15 protein-coding genes and 2 pseudogenes are annotated in these 22,971 nt (G+C 38.5%); 9 read left to right on the top strand and 8 right to left on the bottom strand.

The window, feature by feature from the left end:
• The first annotated feature begins 125 nt into the window (after nt 1-125).
• Nucleotides 126-1,145 carry a beta-N-acetylhexosaminidase gene (nagZ, locus tag AC07U8_RS02990; RefSeq protein ID WP_004818920.1) on the top strand — a complete coding sequence of 340 codons (1,020 nt, stop codon included), beginning with the start codon at nt 126-128 and terminating at the stop codon, nt 1,143-1,145.
• Nucleotides 1,146-1,402: 257 nt separating this feature from the next.
• A complete protein-coding gene (locus tag AC07U8_RS02985; protein ID WP_494737289.1) occupies nt 1,403-2,248 on the top strand; it encodes a class I SAM-dependent methyltransferase in 846 nt (281 codons plus the stop codon).
• Nucleotides 2,249-2,382: 134 nt separating this feature from the next.
• Here the strand turns inward: AC07U8_RS02985 and AC07U8_RS02980 are convergent.
• Together AC07U8_RS02980 and AC07U8_RS02975 are read right to left on the bottom strand one after the other, a co-directional pair.
• Nucleotides 2,383-2,604: pseudogene (locus AC07U8_RS02980) on the bottom strand (alpha/beta fold hydrolase); the annotation flags it as partial.
• A 77-nt stretch (nt 2,605-2,681) separates the two neighbouring features.
• Nucleotides 2,682-3,729: pseudogene (locus tag AC07U8_RS02975) on the bottom strand (alpha/beta fold hydrolase); the annotation flags it as partial.
• Nucleotides 3,730-4,032: 303 nt separating this feature from the next.
• Here AC07U8_RS02975 and AC07U8_RS02970 point away from each other — a divergent pair.
• The 3 genes from AC07U8_RS02970 to pta all read left to right on the top strand — a co-directional run bounded on the left by AC07U8_RS02970 (nt 4,033) and on the right by pta (nt 9,348).
• Nucleotides 4,033-5,298 (top strand): glutamate-5-semialdehyde dehydrogenase, encoded by a 1,266-nt coding sequence (locus tag AC07U8_RS02970; protein ID WP_034609758.1) that lies wholly within the window; start codon nt 4,033-4,035, stop codon nt 5,296-5,298.
• Between the two features lie 415 nt (nt 5,299-5,713).
• Entirely contained in the window at nt 5,714-6,931 is a 1,218-nt protein-coding gene (locus AC07U8_RS02965; RefSeq protein WP_034610100.1) for an acetate/propionate family kinase, read from the top strand.
• Between the two features lie 275 nt (nt 6,932-7,206).
• Nucleotides 7,207-9,348: a phosphate acetyltransferase gene (gene pta / locus AC07U8_RS02960; protein ID WP_419262907.1), complete on the top strand. Its 2,142-nt coding sequence runs from the start codon at nt 7,207-7,209 to the stop codon at nt 9,346-9,348.
• A gap of 161 nt (nt 9,349-9,509) precedes the next feature.
• On the opposite strand, the gene AC07U8_RS02955 is transcribed toward pta, so the two are convergent.
• Complete coding sequence (locus tag AC07U8_RS02955; RefSeq protein WP_494737288.1) at nt 9,510-11,720, bottom strand: TonB-dependent receptor; 2,211 nt, start codon at nt 11,718-11,720, stop codon at nt 9,510-9,512.
• 279 nt (nt 11,721-11,999) lie between these two features.
• The gene (locus AC07U8_RS02950) at nt 12,000-12,611 is read right to left on the bottom strand and encodes a class I SAM-dependent methyltransferase (protein WP_494737287.1); all 612 of its coding nucleotides are present in this window, start codon (nt 12,609-12,611) and stop codon (nt 12,000-12,002) included.
• A 263-nt stretch (nt 12,612-12,874) separates the two neighbouring features.
• Between AC07U8_RS02950 and AC07U8_RS02945 the strand changes: the two genes are divergently transcribed.
• The 3 genes from AC07U8_RS02945 to AC07U8_RS02935 all read left to right on the top strand — a co-directional run bounded on the left by AC07U8_RS02945 (nt 12,875) and on the right by AC07U8_RS02935 (nt 15,621).
• The gene (locus AC07U8_RS02945) at nt 12,875-14,401 is read left to right on the top strand and encodes a fumarate hydratase (RefSeq protein ID WP_004726542.1); all 1,527 of its coding nucleotides are present in this window, start codon (nt 12,875-12,877) and stop codon (nt 14,399-14,401) included.
• 83 nt (nt 14,402-14,484) lie between these two features.
• Nucleotides 14,485-15,030, top strand: coding sequence for a DUF2059 domain-containing protein (locus AC07U8_RS02940; RefSeq protein ID WP_494737286.1), 546 nt, complete (start codon nt 14,485-14,487; stop codon nt 15,028-15,030).
• Between the two features lie 57 nt (nt 15,031-15,087).
• A complete protein-coding gene (locus tag AC07U8_RS02935) occupies nt 15,088-15,621 on the top strand; it encodes a DUF2059 domain-containing protein (protein WP_494737285.1) in 534 nt (177 codons plus the stop codon).
• A 60-nt stretch (nt 15,622-15,681) separates the two neighbouring features.
• On the opposite strand, the gene AC07U8_RS02930 is transcribed toward AC07U8_RS02935, so the two are convergent.
• From AC07U8_RS02930 to tig, 4 genes are all read right to left on the bottom strand, one after another.
• Nucleotides 15,682-16,431, bottom strand: coding sequence for a DUF2846 domain-containing protein (locus AC07U8_RS02930; RefSeq protein WP_004726536.1), 750 nt, complete (start codon nt 16,429-16,431; stop codon nt 15,682-15,684).
• A gap of 164 nt (nt 16,432-16,595) precedes the next feature.
• Complete coding sequence (clpX, locus tag AC07U8_RS02925; RefSeq protein WP_151801601.1) at nt 16,596-17,906, bottom strand: ATP-dependent Clp protease ATP-binding subunit ClpX; 1,311 nt, start codon at nt 17,904-17,906, stop codon at nt 16,596-16,598.
• Between the two features lie 36 nt (nt 17,907-17,942).
• Nucleotides 17,943-18,554 carry an ATP-dependent Clp endopeptidase proteolytic subunit ClpP gene (clpP, locus tag AC07U8_RS02920; RefSeq protein ID WP_004726532.1) on the bottom strand — a complete coding sequence of 204 codons (612 nt, stop codon included), beginning with the start codon at nt 18,552-18,554 and terminating at the stop codon, nt 17,943-17,945.
• 189 nt (nt 18,555-18,743) lie between these two features.
• A complete protein-coding gene (gene tig / locus AC07U8_RS02915; protein ID WP_004726530.1) occupies nt 18,744-20,075 on the bottom strand; it encodes a trigger factor in 1,332 nt (443 codons plus the stop codon).
• A 431-nt stretch (nt 20,076-20,506) separates the two neighbouring features.
• On the opposite strand from tig, the gene AC07U8_RS02910 reads away from it, so the two are divergent.
• Entirely contained in the window at nt 20,507-22,732 is a 2,226-nt protein-coding gene (locus AC07U8_RS02910; protein ID WP_224964712.1) for a TonB-dependent receptor, read from the top strand.
• Nucleotides 22,733-22,971: the final 239 nt, after the last annotated feature.

Genomic DNA, 22,971 nt, shown 5'->3' with positions numbered 1-22,971 from the left:
TCTTAAACGACTTTATCTGTTTATGTTGTGTAGTTTTAGCATAATCTGTACTGAGTAAGTGTAGCAAATCATTGCAGAAATCGGGTATTGTTTCCCAGTTTATATAAATACAACCGTGGATTCCTATGATCGGCGCATTGATGCTTGATATTGCAGGCACAGAACTTACTCAAGAAGATATTGAACTATTACAAACTCCGCAAGTCGGTGGCATGATTTTATTTTCAAGAAATATAGAATCACCCGCTCAAGTTCGCGCTTTAACCGATCATATGCGCCAAATTCGCCCCGACATTCTTATTGCCGTTGATCAAGAAGGTGGACGAGTACAACGCCTAAAACAAGGCTTTACCCTACTACCAGCCATGGGGCATTTTGGTGAGCTTTACTTAACTCAACCTGAAAAAGCTTTAACTCTGGCTGAACAATGTGGTTGGCTCATGGCAATTGAAGTGCTTGCAGTAGGGATTGATTTTAGTTTTGCACCTGTTTTAGATCTGAATGACATTAGTGATGTAATTGGCGATCGTGCCTTTGCAAAAAATGTACAAGATATTGTACCGCTTGCCAGCGCATTTATGAAAGGAATGCAACGTGCGGGTATGGCAACCACAGGAAAACACTTTCCTGGACATGGTTCTGTGAAAGCAGATTCACATGTTGCTGCAGCAATTGATCCACGTGAATACCAAGACATTTATAACAAGGATATGCAAAGCTTTATTCAGCTACAAACCCAGCTGGATGCACTGATGCCTGCACATGTGATTTATGAAAAAGTAGATCCAAATCCTGCTGGTTTTTCACCTTACTGGATTCAAACGATTTTACGCCAAGAACTTCAATTTGATGGTGTGTTATTCTCGGATGATTTAAGCATGCAAGCAGCTTGTGTTGCAGGCGGAGCAGATGCACGTATCCGTGCTGCCCTCGAAGCAGGTTGTGATATGGGCTTGGTGTGTAATAACCGTGAATCGGCATGTATTGCATTGGCTGGGATCGAAAACCTACCTTTGCCGAATCAAGCACGCTTAGAACGTATGCGTGGTAAAATTCCACAGATCAGTATTGATGAAACATTTGACCTTGGAAATGAATGGCAAGCTGTCAAAAAAGTCATTGAAGAATTTAAAAATTCACTTTAAAACCAATAGAGAGCTATCCATAGGATATTGTGCTAGATGACTTAATTTTGCTGCCCCCTCTTGATGATCAATGGGGGGATCTTAGACCTTTAATGATTAATAAGCCGTTAATGATTAAAGAGATTTAAGCTATTCTCCTTTCAATAGGAGGGTTACAAAGGATCAAAAAAGACGACGAAGCAAAATTAAATTTTTAGTTGTGTTTTAATTGCTTTTCATCATGACCCCATTAGAAAAAATAAAAGTTAAGGATAACTATGTCAGACCAGCAACTTTCCAAGCACCGCCATATTTCATTTACAGCCCATTACACAGGCTATATTTGGTATCAAATGGGCATTTCTCATCCCTTATTTGCCACATCCAAAGGTAAAACTTTGGCTATGATTGCCCACCCAATAGAAAGTTGGGGAGAAAAATACGTCGGTGGCAGTATGCGTACCACACTCAAGCAACGTCATACCATGTTGGATGAACGTTTAGCTGAACTGATTGAACAGTCTCCAGACTTACAAGTACTGGAAATAGCCGCTGGACTGTCACCAAGAGGCTGGTGGTTTAGACAACATTATCCCTTGATTGATTATCGTGAATTAGATTTACCCGATATGGCAAAAACCAAGCAAGTGGCCCTTAAGCAAATTGATCACAAGAGCCCAGATGTGTTGTCTGTCGACTTATTTACAGCGGATTTTAAAAAAGCCTTTGAAGTATTTGATCCACAACGACCACTTGTCGTGATCAGTGAAGGTTTAATTAACTACTTCACAAAAGAACTGTTACAACAATTGATTCAATCGATTGCACATTATGGGCAAGACTTTAACAGTCTGCATTATCTCACCGACCTTTACCCTGAACCAGTAAAAAACAAATTGGCAAAAGTGATTTGGAACAGCAGCAAGCTGTTAAAAGTCATGTCACGAAGTGCTTTTACTTTTCACTTTGTCACACCAGAACAAGTCAGAAATTTTATCTACCAAGCTGGTTTTCAAAAAGTTGACGTGATTCAGCCCCGTGTCTATTTCAATACAGATTCAACTGAATACAATACTGAAGAACATTTAGGTGATTTGGTGTGGATGATTGATGCACAACGCTAAAGCAATCATGTATTGAAATTTCGAGACTTAAATCCTTCGAAACAAAAAACACTTCGAGATTTAAATACTTCAATTCTAAGAAATAAAAAGCCAGTCAAAAGACTGGTTTTTTAACAGATCAATATATCAAAAGCTTAAGCCACTGCGCCTTCTTGCGCTATACATAACTGCACTGCTTGAGTCTGGCGTGCAATAAACCGTAATAAGCGATCTGCATTTTCAAAGCTACCATGCTTAAATAGTGCGCGGACACCAGCTGCAGAAGTTTCAAAAATCAAACATTCAATTGCAAACTCACCTTCATCATCACTCAAATTTAAAGCCAAATCACGGGTATGTTGATTTACAAAAGCTAAATCTTGTTGATGATCTAGACGCATCAATAAACCAAAGTAATTTAAATCAACCACCTCAACCTGAATCACTTTATTTGAATGGCGATGTGTCAACTGACGATGTGGATCAAGCACTTGAATACGATTTTCACCACGACGCTCGATATGCTGCATTTGTTCCCGTGTGAAATTGACAATCCCATCCAGTCCTTGGATCGACCCACCTTTTAAATAAGTGGTGAATAAAGTCATGGTTTCTTTACGGCGTTGTAATTGAGGAACATGATCGGCATTGGCAATCATTGCAAACTGCATATCTGGGCATTGCAAAGCAAAGTTTGCATTTTCATGCGGTAAGGTAAAACTGTCGTATTGACCACATGCCACCAGTGTATTCACTTGAGGAACCGGTACATGGCTTAACCGCAATAGACGATTACAATTGATTTCATAACGTTCTTGTTCAGTATTTGAAAATTCAGCCATTTGCTTAAAGAATAATCTTTTGGCTGTGGGCGACATACGCGTTTTATCGAGCTTGGCATGATTGACTAAATACAAAATCACGGCCTGACCAAACTCGCCCATACGTTGTTCTTTCATCAACATCAATGATTCTTCTAACAACATGCGCCAGCTTTTACGAGTTTCTTGCATCACCCCCATCAAGATCATTTTTTCGACCAGTTCAGGGCGTTGATCAACAAAAAATGAAGCAATCACAGAACCTAAAGAAATCCCCACCACCGCAACCTTTTCAATCGCGACAATATCAAGCCACTGTCCCAACATACGAGAAAGATCAGGTAATTCTAATGTCCCCGCAGATAAACCCGAGTCGATATTGGTGATTTGTTGATTGGCGCCCATAGAGGGCAAATCAATCAAAATGACTGGGCCACTTTCAAAGAACTGCTCAACACAATACTTATATGAGTTAAAGTTTTGGAACGCTCCGCCCACAATCACAATCGGTGTATTGTGAATTGTTCGTGGATCTGCGATCGCCATATACTCAATTTTCCAGCCATCAATCCAAGTTGTTCTTGGCTCCTGCTTAAAACTGTTTTTGTGGTATATGTCGAAAAAACCAAAGCTTGATAAAGATTGGTGTGATTCTGTGTCCATTTGGATAATGGAATTCATATCCTTCCTCCATCCTTGCTTTATTCTTTTAATATGCAAGATTTTGACCCGCATTATTCTTTCAAATTCGTGATACGTATGAATTCTGTATCACATCAATGTCCTTATTGTTTCATTCTTACAGATGTGTGATTTATACGCAATCGCTAAATTGACCGTTTATCCAGTTTAAATGGCAAAAGATTTTGCAAGATATTTAACGCTTCAACGCTGCAAAATAAGTTTATTTCAGTGAAATACTTCCTTGGCTTTACTTAGACTGCTACTATCAAAGGGAAATTTTTAATGATCAAATAAACTGCTATGCAAGACTCAATTGAACAGTATATGCAAACTGTAGGGAAGCAAGCACGCCAAGCCGCTAGTGTTTTGGCAGGCGCAACTACACTTGCAAAAAATAATGCCTTATCTGCGATTTATACTGCTTTGGAAAATAGTCAACCGCAAATCTTGGCCGCCAACCAAATTGACATGAGCAAAGGTCGTGACAATCAATTGGATAGTGCTTTACTTGATCGTTTAGAACTCAACCCCACACGCTTTAAAGGGATGTTACAAGGCTTAAAAGATGTCATCAGCCTTGTCGATCCGATTGGTGAAATCACGGATCTTGCTTTCCGTCCAACAGGTATTCAGATTGGTAAAATGCGCGTGCCTTTAGGTGTGGTCGGTATGATTTATGAATCACGCCCAAACGTTACCCTTGAAGCTGCCTCTCTTGCGTTAAAATCTGGCAATGCCATCATTTTACGTGGTGGCTCTGAAGCATTGAATTCAAATCAAGCAATTGCTGAAGCTATCCAACATGGTTTAAAAGCAGCGGGCTTACCTGAAACTTGTGTACAAGTGATTAACACCACTGACCGTGCTGCCGTGGGTCAATTGATTACCATGTCTGAATATGTCGATGTCATCGTACCTCGTGGCGGTAAAGGCTTGATTGAACGCATTACCAATGAAGCAACCATTCCTGTGATTAAACATCTCGATGGGAACTGCCATGTTTTTGTTGAGGCGCAGGCAGATCTACATAAAGCACTTCCTATCGCATTAAACTCAAAAACACATCGTTATGGTGTGTGTAATGCAATGGAGACACTCTTGGTTGATGAAAAAATTGCGGAAGAGTTTTTACCCCGGATCGCTGAGCTTTATGCAGAAAAAAACGTTGAATTACGTGGCTGTATCAATGTTCAAAAAATCTTAGGCAATGCTGTAAAACCAGCCAGTGAAGAAGATTGGTATGAAGAATATCTCGGTCCAATCTTGGCAGTGAAAATTGTGACTGGGATTGAGGAAGCCATTCAACATATTAACAAATATGGCTCACATCATACCGATGCAATCATCACTGAAAACTTTAGCTTAGCGCGTCAATTCTTAACCCGTGTAGATTCAAGTTCAGTTATGGTCAATGCTTCGACGCGTTTTGCTGATGGTTTCGAATACGGTTTAGGTGCTGAAATTGGTATTTCTACCGATAAAATTCATGCCCGTGGCCCAGTCGGTCTTGAAGGTTTAACCTCACAAAAATGGATTGTTTTAGGTGATGGTCAAATTCGTCATTGATTCCAAGCTTGAATAACTCGACTCAGCATTTATCTCAAACATAAGTGCTGAGTTTTTATTTTTAATGCACAGTAAAAACATCAATCAATTTAAAATTTTGATAAAAAATATGTGCTTGTCTTTTAGAAAGACGCAAAGATTGTCTTTGGATAGGACAAGATTATTTACAAGAAACTATAGAATGCAGATAGATTAAAACAACAATGAGTGATAATTTTTAACAATCAATTGATAAATATTAATTATTAATCAATATCAGGTCGATAGTCCAAAAGTCTAATCACCTAAAGTCTATCTAGGACAAAAAAACTACACATGGTACAACATGACTGCTGATCTAATTTGCCCTTTATAAACAAGCATAATCAGATCAATCAGGATGACTTTTTTAAATTATAATTTCGGGTATTCAAACGTGTCTACATCAGTATTAGTAATTAACTGCGGATCTTCATCAATCAAATATGCGCTTGTTTCTGAACGTCGTGAAGATCGAATCTTTGGTTTAGCAGAAAACCTAGGTTCTGCTGATGCACGTATTAAGGGAATCACAGCGGGCAATCAACCGCTTGAACTTTCAATTCCCTATGCAGACCATGAAAAAGCTTTAGAAACCATCTTAGGTCGTTTATCACAGTATAAACCTCAAGCCATCGGACACCGTGTTGTTCATGGCGGTACCTTAACCAAAGCTGAATTATTGACGCCTGAAATTGTAGAAAAAATTCGTGAAGCAACACCACTTGCACCACTGCATAACCCCGCTCATTTAGTTGGTATCGATGCGACAATGCGTCTATTCCCTGAATTACCGCAAGTTGCAGTATTTGATACAGCATTCCATCAAACCATGCCTGCACATGCATATCGTTATGCTTTACCAAAGTTCCTGTATACACAACACAATGTTCGTCGTTATGGTTTCCATGGTACCAGTCATGCCTATGTTTCTGAACGTGGTTCTGAACTTGCGGGTAGCTACAAACATGGTGGTTGGTTAACAGCACACTTAGGCAACGGTAGCTCAACTTGTGCTATCTGGAATGGTCAAAGTGTCGATACCTCCATGGGACTCACTCCGCTTGAAGGCGTGGTTATGGGTACTCGTAGTGGTGATGTTGATCCAAGTATTCATAGCTTCCTTGCTTCAAATCTAGGCTGGGACATCTATAAAATTGATAAAATGCTGAACAGTGAATCAGGTTTACTGGGCTTATCTGATCTTTCAAATGATATGCGCACCTTGATTGAAGCTTCAGAACAAGGCAATGAAGATGCGACTTTGGCGATTGAAGTATTCTGTTATCGTTTAGCCAAATCACTTGCGGCATTAAGCTGCGGTTTACCGCGTATCGACGGTTTATTCTTTACTGGCGGTATTGGTGAAAACTCTGCCTATATTCGTGAAAAAACCATTGCTTACTTACCGCACTTCGGTTTCAACCTCAGCAAAGAACAGAATGATGGTTTAAAACGCGGTACAGAAGGTCGAATTGATGCTGGAACAGGTCCTCAAATTTGGGTCATACCAACCGATGAAGAAGGTCGTATTGCTAAAGAAACGGTACATGTTGTAGAACACGAGGTACAACAGGCCGCAAAAAAGCCTGAATCTGATATTGCGACAGCTTAAGCTGTCGTAAGTCTTGTACGAGCTTTGGGTATACATGTTGAAATAGCAGCATACTCAAGCTCGTTATTACAATTGATCTTGACCAGATTTTGATATAAAGCTGTTTTGTAATCGTTTAAGCTGGCATAAATATATAAACCAGCCTTGTAGATGAATATCGTTTTGCGATCACTGTATACACCACCAAAAAGATGTTGAGTGAAGCAGATGATTTGAGATATTCATCTTCAATTTACCCATGAATTCACATATTTTTACTGATTAAAGAATCGTCTATGAAAACAATTTTATTGGTTCCAACTGGGGAAGGCGTAGGCTTAACGTCTGCGTGTTTAGGTTTAGTCTATGCATTGGAATGCCAAGGCGTTAAAGCAGGCTTTGTAAAACCATTTTCACAAGAATTAGTTGCTGAACCAGACCGCACCACTGCGCTTTACCGTCATATCTCAAAATTAGATACGGTTGAACCGATAGCTTATGCAAAAATCACACAACAGCTCAATGATGGTGAAACTGATGAGCTCCTTGAAGAAGCGGTCAGCTTACAGCGCCAAATTGCAAAGTCCCATGACATTGTGATTGTAGAAGGCTTAGTCCCTACTGCACGTGATGCTTTTGCCAGTGATTTAAATGCTTCTTTGGCGCAAGCTTTAGATGCCAAAGTTATCTTTGTCAGTAATGCCAATATCGAAAAACCAGAGCAAACTGCTGAAAAAGTTGAAGCACAAGTACGTAATTTTGGTGGTGCATCATCATCGCGTAATGCAGGCGTATTGTTTATGCGTACCCGCGGTTTACCTGCTGAATCTGCACAAATTCCAGTGACCATTGACCCAAGCTTACGTTTAGTTGCAGATACTGAAAAATTTAAAACTGAAATTCAAAAAACTCATGCACACATTGGTTCAGCAACATTTCCAGTTATTGGCTTAGTTCCATTCAGTGACACCTTGAGTGTGCCTCGCATCTCAGACTTAGCAAAACAAATTCAAGCCACGTGGATTAATCAGGGCAAAGCCAACACACGCCGTGTATTGCACAGCAGCTTAATTGCGTCAAATATTGAACATGAGCTACAAAAATTCGTTGCAGGCGAACTAATTATCAGTGCTTCCGATCGTATTGATGTGTTATTGGCGAGTAGTTTAGCCACCAGCAATGGCATTCCACTCGCAGGTTTAGTTTTAACTGAACATCATGAGCCAAATCCATTGGTTTTAGAGTTCTGCCAGTCTGCAATCAAAAATGGTCTACCGATTTTACATACACCACTCAGTACCTTTGAAACAGCACAGCAACTTGCCAATTTAAGCAATGAAATTCCTGTGGATGATACTGAACGTGCCGATCAAGTGACCCGCTTCGTTTCAAGCCATATTGATCCAGAATGGTTAACCCAGATGTTGAATGGTGACTATAAACCTCGTTTATCCCCTTCTGCATTCCGTCATGAATTGGTACAAAAATCTATTGCTGCAAAAAAACGTATTGTACTGCCTGAAGGTGATGAGCCGCGTACCATTCAAGCCGCAGCAATTTGTCAATTTCGTGGTATTGCGCAATGTGTATTGTTAGCAAAACCTGAAGCGGTACTTGAAGTCGCCAAAGCACGTAATATTGAACTCCCTGTGGATTTAGAAATTATTGATCCAGATCTGATCCGTGAAAACTACGTGACCCAAATGGTTGAATTACGCAAAGGTAAACTCAACGAATTACAAGCACGTGAGCAACTGCAAGATACTGTAGTACTCGGTACGATGATGCTGGCACTTGATCAAGTCGATGGACTGGTTTCTGGTGCTGTGCACACCACCGCCAATACAGTGCGCCCTGCATTCCAGCTGATCAAAACTGCACCAGAATACTCCTTGGTCTCTTCAATCTTCTTTATGCTGTTACCAGACGAAGTTTATGTATATGGTGATTGCGCGATCAACCCTGATCCAGATGCTGAGCAATTGGCAGAGATTGCAATTCAATCTGCAGATTCGGCAAAAGCATTTGGTATTGACCCACGTATTGCCATGATTTCCTATTCAACCGGTACTTCAGGTGCAGGTGCGGAAGTTGAAAAAGTTGCAAAAGCCACGGAAATTGCCAAACAACGTCGTCCAGATTTACTGATTGATGGCCCTTTACAATATGATGCTGCATCTGTTGAAAGTGTTGGACGCTCTAAAGCACCAGACTCTCAAGTTGCTGGGCGTGCCAATGTGTTTATCTTCCCAGACCTCAATACAGGCAATACCACCTATAAAGCAGTTCAACGCTCTGCTAATGTGGTCAGTGTTGGTCCAATGCTGCAAGGTTTAAATAAACCTGTAAATGACTTGTCGCGTGGTGCATTGGTAGATGATATTGTCTTTACCATTGCATTAACGGCGATTCAGTCAGAACAACAAGCTGCACATTAATGCTGATCTACTAGACATAAAAAACCACCCAAATCAATTGGGTGGTTTTTTATAATATACTGACCAAAAATTCATAAATCAGTCTTTATGATACTGATATCCCCATCGATTCAATTGCTATTATGGCAATTAGACAGCTTTATTTTCAATGAGATTAAAGCTTAGAAGAAATAGTTCACGCGGAATAAATAATTTCGTGGAGTACCTGGCATAGCGTTTGAGCGCCAATATTCTTTATCTGTTAAATTATTCACAGCAATCGTCGCGCCCCATTTATCGTCTTTATAACCAATTGCAGCATCTACACGAGTCCAGTCTGGCATTTTGATCAAATTTTTATCCGTAGTGTAATAAGAACCAACATAGGTCGCCCCTACCTCTCCATACCATTTTTCTGTTGGTAAATAACGAACAAATAAGTTACCTGTATTTTCGGATATTCCAGATAATTTTTTATCTTTTAGACGATCCTCATCTTTTACAGTAGTACGGCTATCATTTTTCCATTTCGCGTCAGTATAGCCATAACCACCTCGTACATAGAGATTATCTAAGACTTGACCAATAAAACTAAACTCTACACCTTGTGATTGTTGCTTCTGCCCCACTTCCCAATCATTCGGTCTGTTCACTGCATCTGGCTGGTAGCGTATATTATTTTTAGTAATATCAAAGATAGAAAGCTGAGTGTTTAAACGACCATCCAACCAATCACTTTTCACTCCAATTTCATATTGCTCATTATATTGAGGTTCAGCATCATACAAGCTTGGATTTATTGTAGTACTCACCCCTAACAATCCTCGACCACCATAGGGTGAGAAGCTTTTACTATAAGAGGTGTAGAAACTTTGACTTTCAATAGGTTGCCAAACAAAACCAATATTTGGACTTACACTATCATCTCGATATGATCGTTTACTTTGATTACGAATATCATTGGTTGCAAAATCATAGCTGTCATAGCGGAGACCTAGCATCATTTTATATTTTTCATTGAATGAGATTAGATCTTGTAGGAAGAAGCTTAATGAAGTTGCATCAGTTTCACTATGTGAAGTCTCTGCTGGGCGTGAACCATTGAGTGTAGACCAACCAGAAGATAAAGAACTATCTGAAGTATTAAATGGATTGACATAACGATAATAAAGCCCCGCCTTGTCACCACTTGAATAATTCCCAAGAATTGGCTCTCTTTTTTCCATTGACCAATCACTACCAAACATAACTTTATGATCTAAAACACCAGTTTTAAACTGTCCTGTAATATCAAAGGTATTCATTAGAGTTTTATTGGTAGTTTGCTGCCAAGCATAGTTTTGACGTATTTTTCCTTGCCAATTACATGTTTTGCCATCGTTTTGTAACCCAGCTGCTGAACACCATGTTCCACCAAAGAAGTTATCGAAATCCTGAAAAGATTCACGCTGACTCAGTGCCCAATGGAATTTCCAATTTGGTGCAAATTCATATTTCAGATCAGTTCTAAATGATTTTGTTTCATCAACAATATTATCATTGCTTCCAGCAAAACCTGTTTTAATGGAAACCCCTGCAGGCAGTTCATTGTAGGCTGGACCACGGTCAGGCGTTCTATTTAAATTATCGTAAGTGAATTCGGTCGTCCAAAGTAGTTTTTCATCATCGCTACGATAAGTAATACTTGGTGACAACATCTCCTGATTAAAGCCGATCCCTGAACGGAAGCTATTGGTATCAGACTTCTCACCAACCAAACGTACAGCCCAGTTATCATTGAGTGCCTTATTAATATCAATGATTCCACCAACATTATCATAAGAACCAACATAAGCTCCAACTGAGCTTTTTGAATCAAAATTGGCAACTTTAGTCACCATATTAATCACACCACCACCTGCACTTCGTCCGTACAATACTGATGCTGGTCCTTTTAAAATTTCAATCCGTTCAACATTGGCAGTACTTCGTCGGAACTGTCCGCTTTCACGAATACCGTCACGATAGATATCATTCGCATCAGCATTAAATCCACGAATAGAGATTCCATCATTTCTTGTATCATAACTGGTTGAAACGCCTGGTGTGCCTTGTAACATAACACTCAAATCATTTGCGCCATACAGCTTATATTTAGAAACATCAATTGTATCAATCGTTTGTGGTATATCTTTTTTATCTAAACCATTTCTCGTAACATTGGCTTGTTTATAGTCCACATATGTTTTTATTGGGTCACCATCATTCATTGCTTCAATGACAATCGTGGGAAGTGTTGCTGTACTTTTTTTCTGTTCTTCACTGCTATCTATATTTGCAAATGTTAAAGAGGAAACGAAAAGTCCTCCCGTCGACAGCATCATTAAAGTTAAGCTTTTTTTAACAAAAGGCATTATTGCACCATGAAAAACAATGAGAATTATTATCATTATAATATGAATTTTCACTAAATTTTACAATAACACGCTAATTTAACTACAAAATAATAATGGTTTAAAAAATAAACATGAAAATTACATTAAAGCAAATAAGATTATTTTTACTTATTTAGAAATTAAACTAAAAAATAACGCTAATACTCACAATTTAAATATATGAGTATCTCATTTTGAGAATTTTTAACTTTTTAGATATTTTTTATTCGTTGCTTAATTTACTTTCATCTAGATATTTTATATTCGCTTGGCTAACCAAACAGTATGCCCTGCGCAATCACGATCTTCAGCAATCATCTCTATCACTTCAAAATTATACTTTTTAAATAATTCATGATACTCAGCGGATGCTAAGCTGGCATGATATAGAGCATCGCCAAACATCTCTCCAACCGCTTCACCCTGTGATGGTCCACTGGTAAACATTAAAGCAGCGCCAGCTTTTGTATATTGATTAAAAATTTCAAACATATCTCGCTGATCTTGTGGGGTAAGATGAAAAAAACTATCCCAAGCGAGTATTGCATCAAACTTGCGATCTAAATTTACAGTTCGCATATCAGCTAAAATCCAAGTGTGCTCAGGAAAATTCTGTTTCGCCATTTCAATCATCACATCAGAACTATCAACACCTGTCACAGTATTCGCTTGCTCAATCAAATAAGCTGCAATTGGTTTTGCAGAGCCACAGCCCAAATCCAGAATATGGGAGTGAGCAGGAATTAAAGTTAAAAAGCGATCCAACCACGCTTTTTCATAAAGAAATTCCCCGCGTAATTCAGTCCATGCACGAGCATGCTTTTTATAAATTTCAATAATATTTTCCGCAAGATGCGTATAGTTTTCCATGTTGTTGTTATTTCGCCCACGCTTTTGACTTCATAAAGTATAGAACTTTTCACCCTGTAAAATCTGAAATTTATTTCAATACGGCTTTATCATCATTTATATAAAAAGTAGAAAAGTTGACTTGATCAATCAAAATATAAGCTGAGTTTCTCAAATAAAATCATAAAACTTTAGGCTGAAATTAGATCTAAGCCACCACAAAACAAGCAATATCACGTATAATTTAGCCCGCTAGCTAACAGCCCGCTCAAGAGATTTTTGATATGACAACTATTATCAAACAAGATGACTTGATCACATCGGTCAAGGACGCGCTTCAGTTCATTTCGTACTATCATCCACAAGACTTTATCCAAGCGATGAGCCGTGCTTATGATCGTGAAGAGAACCAAGCTGCAAAGGATGCAATTGCACAAATCTTAATTAATTCACGTATGTGTGCAGAAGGTCATCGTCCAATCTGTCAAGATACTGGTATTGTTAACGTATTTGTTGACGTGGGCTTAGATGTTAAATTTGATTTAACCATGAGCTTAGATGATGCGATCAATGAAGGTGTACGCCAAGGTTATTTAGAAAATAGTAACGTACTCCGCGCTTCAGTTTTAGCAGATCCTGCTTTTGGTCGTAAAAATACCAAAGACAATACACCTGCTGTAATTCACTACAAACTCGTTCCTGGCAATAAAGTCGATATTACTGTTGCAGCGAAAGGTGGTGGTTCAGAGAATAAATCTAAACTGGCAATGCTTAACCCTTCTGACTCAATCGTAGATTGGGTACTTAAAACTGTACCAACGATGGGTGCGGGTTGGTGCCCTCCAGGAATGCTCGGTATTGGTATTGGTGGTACTGCTGAAAAAGCCATGATGCTTGCAAAAGAATCGCTCATGGAAGAAATCAATATGGATGAGTTACTTCGCCGTGGTCCACAGAACCAAATCGAAGAACTGCGTATTGAAATCTTTGAAAAAGTGAATGCATTGGGTATCGGTGCACAAGGCCTTGGTGGTTTAACCACAGTGCTTGATATTAAGATCAAAGACTACCCTTGTCATGCTGCTGGTAAACCAGTCGGTATGATTCCAAACTGTGCTGCAACTCGTCACGCTCATTTCCAGTTAGACGGTTCAGGTATCGCACATATTCAAGCGCCTTTACTTTCAGATTACCCTGAAGTGACTTGGGATACTTCAACATCTAAACGTGTTGACTTAGACAATATCACACAGGAAGAAATGAACTCATGGCAACCGGGCGATACATTATTATTGAACGGTACCATCTATACAGGTCGTGATGCTGCGCATAAACGCATGGTTGACATGTTGAATAAAGGCGAACAGTTACCTGTAGATCTCAAAGGTAAATTCATTTACTACGTGGGACCTGTAGATCCTGTAGGCGATGAAGTTGTAGGCCCGGCAGGTCCAACAACAGCAACACGTATGGATAAGTTCACACGTCAAGTCCTTGAAGCAACAGGCTTGTTCGGTATGATCGGTAAAGCGGATCGTGGGCCTGCTGCTGTTGAAGCAATCAAAGACAATAAAGCAACTTATTTGATGGCTGTTGGTGGTGCTGCTTATTTAGTATCTAAAGCCATTCGTGAAGCAGAAGTTGTTGCATTTGCTGACTTAGGTATGGAAGCTATTTATAAATTTAAAGTACAAGACATGCCTGTATCTGTTGCAGTTGATGTCAATGGTACTTCTATTCATGCGACTGCACCTAAAATCTGGCAAGCCAAAATTGGTAAAATCCCAGTGGTTGATGCTGTTGCACAATAATCTAATCTAAAGCTTAGATTAAGCTTGAAGATTAAATAGAAAGCACTCTATGATTAGAGTGCTTTTTTACTTTGAGTAAGATAATGAAAATAAAACAGGTGTTCTCACCAATACTTATAGCATGTTTATTTTTTGGGGTTCAGAGCTCTGTTTTAGCTAGCCCTGCGACAGATAAAAGCGTCGATAAATTAATGCAACTCTCCAATATTTCAGAGATTTTTAAACAAAGTACCCGTGATATGCAGCCGTACTTTGACGATCAAGCGGAAGCACTTGTCCGCCAAGTGACGGGAGCTCAAACATTGAATATCGATCAGCAAAATGCAGCACTACAAGTTAGTGCGCTATATAGTGATATTCAGCAACAGCTGGTAACTGACCCTGAATATCTCAACATGTTTAAATCATTATTTAAAAAGACCTTTACTGAAGAAGAAGTTCAAGCCAACATCGCTTTTTTAAGTACACCGATTGGACAGTCCATCAATAAAAAGATGAACACGCTTATGACAGAAGTCATGCAAGAAACCGCAAAGTTTTCTCAAGAAAAAATGCTAAAAGTAGAAAATCAAAAAGCACTGAAGGAAAAAATGGAAACGATTTTAAAGCCCATTCTTCAAGTTGAATAAGCTTTTACTCAACCATTTTATGATGTGAATTACAACCAGAACTTATATAGGTATTTTATGAAATTACTCCAACACTTACTACTTGCAAGCGCATGTATAAGCACAAATTTTGCTTTTGCAGCGCCCGCTTCAGACCAACAAGTTCAACAATTATTAAAAGTCATGAATATTGATGAACTGCTACAAGAAACCATACAACAGATTCGCCCTCAGTTAGATCAACAAGCTTACCAAATCATTCAAATGACAGTAAAAAAAGATCAGCTCAATCCACAAGAACAAATTGTCGCCAATGAGCTTGCTGACAAAATGTATGAGCAAAGTAAAAAAACTGTTGCGTGGGATCAAATCAAACCTGTTTATCTTAAGATTTATAAAGACATATACAGTGCTGAAGAAGTTCAAGCTCAAATTGATTTTTATTCAAGTGCAATTGGACAGTCTATTTTGAAAAAAACACCTCAAGTTGCTCAAGAAACCATGAAAGTGATGAACAGCCAACTGATAAAAAGTGTACAAAACGCATCTGAAGACTTTAAAGAAGTGACTAAAAAACTAGATGCTTTAAAAAAGGCCGCAAATACTCAATAAAACAAATAAGAAAAGAGAGCCTCGCTCTCTTTTCTTTATCAAGCATCATCTAACGATAGATTACCAAGTCATTGGATTCCAAAGTTTAAACTGCTGCCCCAAATGCACATCATCACTTACTTTGTACGGCTCACCTTTGATTTTTTCTTTAGGTTTGATCACACGGCCATCCGCAGTTACTTCAGCGACAAAATTAAGGCCTGGGGTCTTCAGTTGAGTCATCGCAATTTCTTTGAGTCCTTGTCGAGTAGGCATTTGCATTAAAGGCCCTACACGTAATAAACCTGCTTCACCATTTGGCCCACCGCGAAATTTTTCTTCTTCATATTTAACAAAATATTGCCCGCCAGCTTCTACTGAGAAATAAGCAACCTTGGGTTTCTGGAAATGAAAAACTGTTAATGGACGACTGAGACTTAATTTATAATCCCCCTCAGCCAGTTCAATCCAGTAATAATGATTACTGATCAAGCTTGGAATTTTTTTACCATTTAGAAAAAAATTGTTTGGAATAATTTCTTGTCTATTCCAACGACTGTCTGGTCGATAAAAATACACAATTGCAGCTTGAGGATTCTGTGGTTTAACCAGCTTAAAGTATTGCCCCGGTTTTTGATTGACCCAAGACCCTGTAGAGAAGGATGCAACTTTATATTGTTCAAGCTTTTCATGAACCAACGAATCTTCTTTTTTGAAATCGATTGGATCTAAAGTTGAAACAACTTTTGCAGGTTGCTGTTCAACAGATTGATGACTTTGACAAGCTGCCAACCCACAACTGATCAAAACGACTAGACCGATGTAACGCATGATTTTCCCTCACCGCGTATTTTTTATTTTCGTTTTTAATAAACCCTATTGTCTACAGCCAGCTTAACATTTCAATGACCATTTAAAAATAAAAAACGTGCAAATAGTCAAGCTACTTGCACGTTTCAGATGAATTGCACTGAGGATGAATCAGAATCCAGCTTTTAAGCTGATTTTGTATCCAATACCTTCAAATCTACTTTTTCAACTTCAGTATTTTCATGCTTTGGTTGACGTTCAGACTTAAACTCTGGTGCAGCTTTATCGTTAATCACTGCTTCATTGATAATTACAGTACCAACGTCTGAGCGACTTGGTAAGTCATACATGGTTTCAAGCAATACATTTTCTAAAATAGAACGCAGACCACGCGCACCTGTATTACGCTCTAACGCTTTTTTCGCGATCGCACGTAAAGCAGAGTCTTCAAAAAGCAGGTCTACATTTTCCATCTCAAAGAGATATTGATACTGACGAGTTAATGCATTTTTTGGTTCAGTTAAAATCTGCATCAAGGCTTCTTGATCAAGTTCTTCAAGGGTTGCAATCACAGGTAGACGACCAATGAACTCTGGAATTAAACCAAATTTCACCAAATCTGCGGCTTCAACTTGACGGAATAATTCAGATACTTTTTTACTATCGTCTTTATTCTTTACGTCTGCCGTGAAACCAATGCCACCTTTTTCTTGACGTTGTTGAACAACTTTTTCAAGACCAGAGAACGCACCACCACAGATAAACAAGATATTTGCAGTATCAACTTGAATAAACTCTTGCTGTGGATGTTTACGTCCACCTTGAGGCGGAATTGATGCAACCGTACCTTCAATCATTTTCAACAATGCTTGTTGCACACCCTCACCAGACACATCACGTGTAATTGAAGGGTTTTCAGATTTACGGGTAATCTTGTCAATTTCATCAATGTAGATAATGCCCTTTTGTGCTTTTTCTACATCGTAATCCGCTTTTTGCAAAAGTTTCTGAATAATGTTTTCAACATCTTCACCAACATAACCAGCTTCAGTCAATGTTGTTGCGTCAGCCATTGCAAAAGGTACATCAAGCAAACGTGCAAGTGTTTGTGCTAGCAATGTTTTACCTGAACCTGTCGGTCCAATCAGCAAAATATTACTTTTAGCAATTTCAACGGCATCTTTAGGCTTATGCCCTGTTTGAGATACTTTTAAACGTTTGTAATGGTTATACACTGCAACTGAAAGTGTTTTCTTTGCTGTGTCTTGACCAATTACATACTGGTCCAAAGCCGCACGAATTTCATGTGGTTTTGGCAATGGACGTGTTGCCCAATCGCCTGTTTCCACCTGTTGACTCGTTTGCACTAAGTCTAAGCACACATCCACGCATTCATTACAAATATATGCGTCCTCGCCTGCAATCAGCTTACCGACTTCAGACTGCGTTTTACCGCAAAATGAACAATGCTTTTGTCCTTGAGGAAGATCGGACATTTTCACTCCAAATTCTTAAATCTTATCTATAAATGTTTAGTCTTGAGGTCGTTTACTTAATACCTGATCCACTAAACCATATTCTTTTGCTTGCTGTGCAGTCATAAAATTATCACGATCTGTATCTTTAGCGACAGTTTCGTAATCTTGACCACTATGTTCAGCCATTAAACGATTTAAACGTTCTTTGATGAATAAAATTTCACGTGCATGAATTTCAATATCCGATGCTTGACCACGGAAACCACCTAATGGTTGGTGAATCATCACACGCGCATTTTCCAAGCAATAACGCTTACCTTTTGCACCAGCATTTAATAAGAAAGCCCCCATAGATGCAGCTTGACCCATACAATAGGTCACGACATCAGGCTTAATAAATTGCATCGTATCGTAAATTGCCATACCCGCAGTCACTGAACCACCAGGTGAATTGATATATAAATGGATATCTTTATCTGGATTTTCAGCTTCTAAAAACAACATTTGCGCGACAATAAGATTCGCCATGTTGTCTTCAACTTCACCAGTTAAAAAAATCACACGTTCACGTAAAAGACGTGAAAAAATATCGAAAGAACGCTCACCACGTGAAGATTGTTCTACGACTACAGGCACCAAAGCGCTTTCAATTGATGGAACATACATACGTTATTTATTCCTGAATTCTTGTTACTTCACTCATGTTCACAATATGAGGGATAATTGCTGAAAATGCAAAATATTCCCAACTTAATATCAGATATTTTTTGCATAAGTATTGTGAATGGAATGATTAAATCCATGTTTAAGCTCATAAAAAAAGGCGCCAAAGCGCCTTTTTTTAGATCAAACAACTTAGCCTTGTTGGCGCGCTTGTTGCTCTTTTAACAAATCTTGATAGCTAACAACTTCATCAGTTACTTTAGCAGCAGCTAAGATATGATCAACAACTTGATCTTCTAACACTACGCCTTCAATTTGAGCACGTTGTTGCTTATCAGTTTTGAAATATTCGATCACTTCAGTCGGATCTTCATAAGAAGAAGCCATATCTTCGATATAAGCATCAACACGTGATTGGTCTACTTCAAGTTTAGCGTCAGCCAATACTTTGCTTACCAATACACCAAGTTTAACTGCTTTTTCAGCTTGTTCTTTGAACAATTCATCAGGAAGCATGCTGCTGTCAAATGCTTTAGCACCTTGAGCACCAAACTGTTGAGTAAATTGTTGAATCATTTGTTGACGTTGACGATCAATTTCTTGAGCCAACATAGATTCAGGAACTTCTACGTCATTTGCAGCAACAAGTGCATCAAAAGTTGCACCTTTTACTTGGTTACGTAGGCCATTTTTTACTTCACGTTCCATGTTTTTGCGAACGTCAGCTTTTAATTTCTCTACGCCTTCTTCTTCAGTTAAACCGAAGATTTTAAGGAATTCAGCATCAATTTCAGGAAGTTTTTGTTTTTCAACAAGTTTAACTGTGATTTTGAATTGAGCCGCTTTACCTGCTAAGTTTTCAGCTTGGTAATCTTCAGGGAAAGTTACATCAATCACTTTCTCTTCGCCTTTCTTCATACCAACGATACCGTCTTCGAAGCCAGGGATCATACGACCAGAACCTAAAACAAGTTTAAAGTCTTCAGCAGCACCGCCTTCAAACTTCTCACCATCAACAGTACCTTCAAAATCGAAAGTTACTTGCATGTCTTTTTTAGCCATGCCTTTAGTTTCAGTCCATTCAGCGCGTTGCTTTTGAAGGTTTTCAAGCATTGCATCAACGTCTTTATCTGTTACTTCAGATGATTTACGTGATACTTCAAGACCTTCAAATTTAGCTTCAACTTCAGGATAAACTTCAACTGTAGCTTGATAAACTAAAGCATCATCTTTGTTTTCAACTTTGTCGATGTTTGGCATACCAACAGCGTTGATTTTTTCTTGTTGAATTGCTTCAAATACTGTGTCACGAATGATGTCGTTTACAACTTCTTGGTAAATACCAGCGCCGTATTCACGACGTACAACGTTTACTGGCACTTTACCTTGACGGAAGCCGTTGATCTTCACAGTTTTGGCAGTGCGTTTCAAGCGAGCTTCAAACTGCTCGTTAATACGGCTCGTCGGTACAGATACATTTAAACGACGGGCAACGCCCGAAACCGCTTCAGAAGTTACTTGCATGGCTTCCTCGATAGAATTTAATAATTACAGTTTTTCAAAAAGTGCCACATTATATGACAACATTTGAATATATACAAAACACCTGTGTAAATCATTTTATTTCGGTTACGGATTTCCCCATTATGTCGCTTTTTTAAACCAATCCCCTTCTTTGCAGCCAAAAGCCAGAAATCCGCATATTTTGAGAAATTTACCAAATTCAAATGCTTTAGTGACAATAGAATAAATTTATTTACATTTTGAAATATCTATAAATAAAACTAAATAAATAAAATTCAAAAAGTTAAGTGAAAATTCGACACATTTTCAATTCATTTTCTCATCATAAACTTTTAAAACTATCGACAAATTCAATTTCAAACAGATGAAATAAACAATAAGAATCATTATTATTCGCATACAAATTTGCACTACTCTTAGTGAGTTTAAGTATGTCTTTTATCAAATCACGCAAAAAGATTGTTACTACAGCAATCGCTTCATCTCTTTCAGTTATTGCAACGTCAGCCATCGCTCAAGACGAAATCGCAAAACTACCAACAATTAAAGCACAAGCAACGACTGAACAAGGTTTAAAAGTAGATCAGTCTGCCAATACAAAATTTGTTGCGCCACTTTTGGATACACCTAAATCTGTATCTGTTATTTCAAAACAGCTGATTCAAGATACTCAAGTAACAACACTTGCAGATGCACTTCGTACAGTTCCAGGAATTACCCTTGGTGCTGGTGAAGGTGGTAACCCAAATGGTGATCGTCCATTTATTCGTGGTTATAACTCTGAAAGTTCTATGTTTGTGGATGGTGTGCGTAATTCCACTTCACAAAACCGTGAAATGTTTGCAGTAGAACAAGTAGAAGTCATCAAAGGGTCAGCATCTTCACTTGGTGGTGCTGGTTCGGTTGGTGGTAGTGTAAACATGATTTCTAAAGTCGCTAAAAAAGGCGATGCTTTAGAAGGCTCTGTTGCGGGTGGTACAGATAACTACCAACGTATTACCCTAGATGGCAATAAAGATTTTGGCAATGGGATTGCTGCTCGTATTGCAGTAATGGGACACCAAAATGAGAAAGCGGGTCAACATGACGGCGCAGAATATAAACGTGCAGGTATTGCGCCAAGTATTACTTTTGGCTTAGACACTGCGACTCGTGCGACGTTAAGTTACTACTATTTAAAGTCAGACGATACACCAGATTCGGGTGTGCCATATAATTATGATGCTTCGAAAAAAGCAACTTTTGGTAAGCCTGTAGATGTTAAACAAGGCATTTACTATGGCTTACATGATCGTGATTTTCAAAAACAAGAAAACCAAATTGGTACAATTAAATTAGAACATGATTTAACTGACAATTTAACCATTACCAATACTGCAGTGTATAACAAGTCAACGAATGATTATCTTTGGACTCAACCAGATGACTCAAAAGGTAATGTCCTAAATGATAAAGTTTGGCGTCGTATTAACTCACGTATTACTGACACAGATATTTTCACAGATCAACTTGCATTGACTGGTAAATTTAACACTGGTGCAATTAAGCATAAGTTTAATGTTGGTGCAGAATATAGTGATCAAAAATCAGATAAAGGTAGCTATACAACCACTTATCCAGGTTACACAGGTACTACAACTGGTGGTTTCAACAGCGATTGTAAAATCAATGATGCGTGGTGTACGTCTTTAACAAATCCAAATTCGAAAGAAGAATGGTTAGGTTCGGCAGTTGCTAATCGTAATACCACCACGACTACAACAAAAGTTACATCAGTTTATTTGCTTGACAATATTGAATTTAATCCACAATGGCTACTTGACCTAGGTGTTCGTTGGGACAAATTTGACACTGAGCAAGTGACGAATGCAACAGGCGCTAAACTAGAAAATAATAAAGACTTTTTTACTTACCAAGCTGGTTTGACATATAAACCTATGAAAAATGGTTCGATCTATGCAAGCTATGCAACATCAGCTAACCCAGTGGGTGTTGATGGTGGTGATGGTTCAGAAGCGATCGGACAAGCTTATATGGACTTAAAGCCAGAAGAAGCGCGTACTTATGAAGTTGGAACTAAATGGGACCTCTTCAATGATCGCTTAAACTTGACAGCTGCTGTATTCCGTACAGAAAAACAAAATACTCGTATCCAATTAGATGCTGGTACCTACACCAACGGTGGTGAAAGTAAAGTTGATGGTGTTGAGCTTAGTGCTACAGGTAAAATTACAGACAAATGGGATATTACGGCTGGATACTCTTATCTAGACAGTGAAATGACCAACCCTGGTCCGTCATGTAATCGTGCTGGAACATGTACATACCCTAACCCAGCGAAAGGCAAACAACTTCCTAACGTACCTAAAAACTCTGCAACACTTTGGACAACCTATCAAGTTCTTCCACAGTTAACTGTTGGTGCTGGGGCATTAGGTATGGACAAAGTCTATGGTGATGCTGCCAATACTAAGTATGTATCAGGCTATGTACGTTATGATGCAATGGCTCGCTACAACGTCAACAAAAATGTTGATTTACAGCTTAATGTAAACAACCTTTCAGACAAGCGTTATTTTACTAAAGCTTATGCATCTCACTATGCAACAGAAGCTGAAGGTCGTAATGCTGTCTTATCAATTAACTTTAAATATTAATAGTTAATACTTTAAAAATTAAAGTGAAATGGCTCCTTTTCATAGGGGCCATTTTTTTACTGATAATTTAGCTTGTTGAGTCTTTTACTGAAGAGAACCTTTATTGTTATTAATCTTCACTAAAAAATAATTCTATAATTTCCAATAGTTACTTTTTACCAATCATTAAAAATACTTTAAATTTCAGCAATATGATCAAATTCAATCACTCATATCCCCTATAGTTTTCTTTAATTATC

It is taken from the genome of Acinetobacter sp. GW821-FHT01E09, from assembly GCF_059422385.1.
The sequence above is the reverse complement of the archived record's forward strand: the minus strand, read 5'-3'. Positions and strand labels throughout refer to the sequence as shown.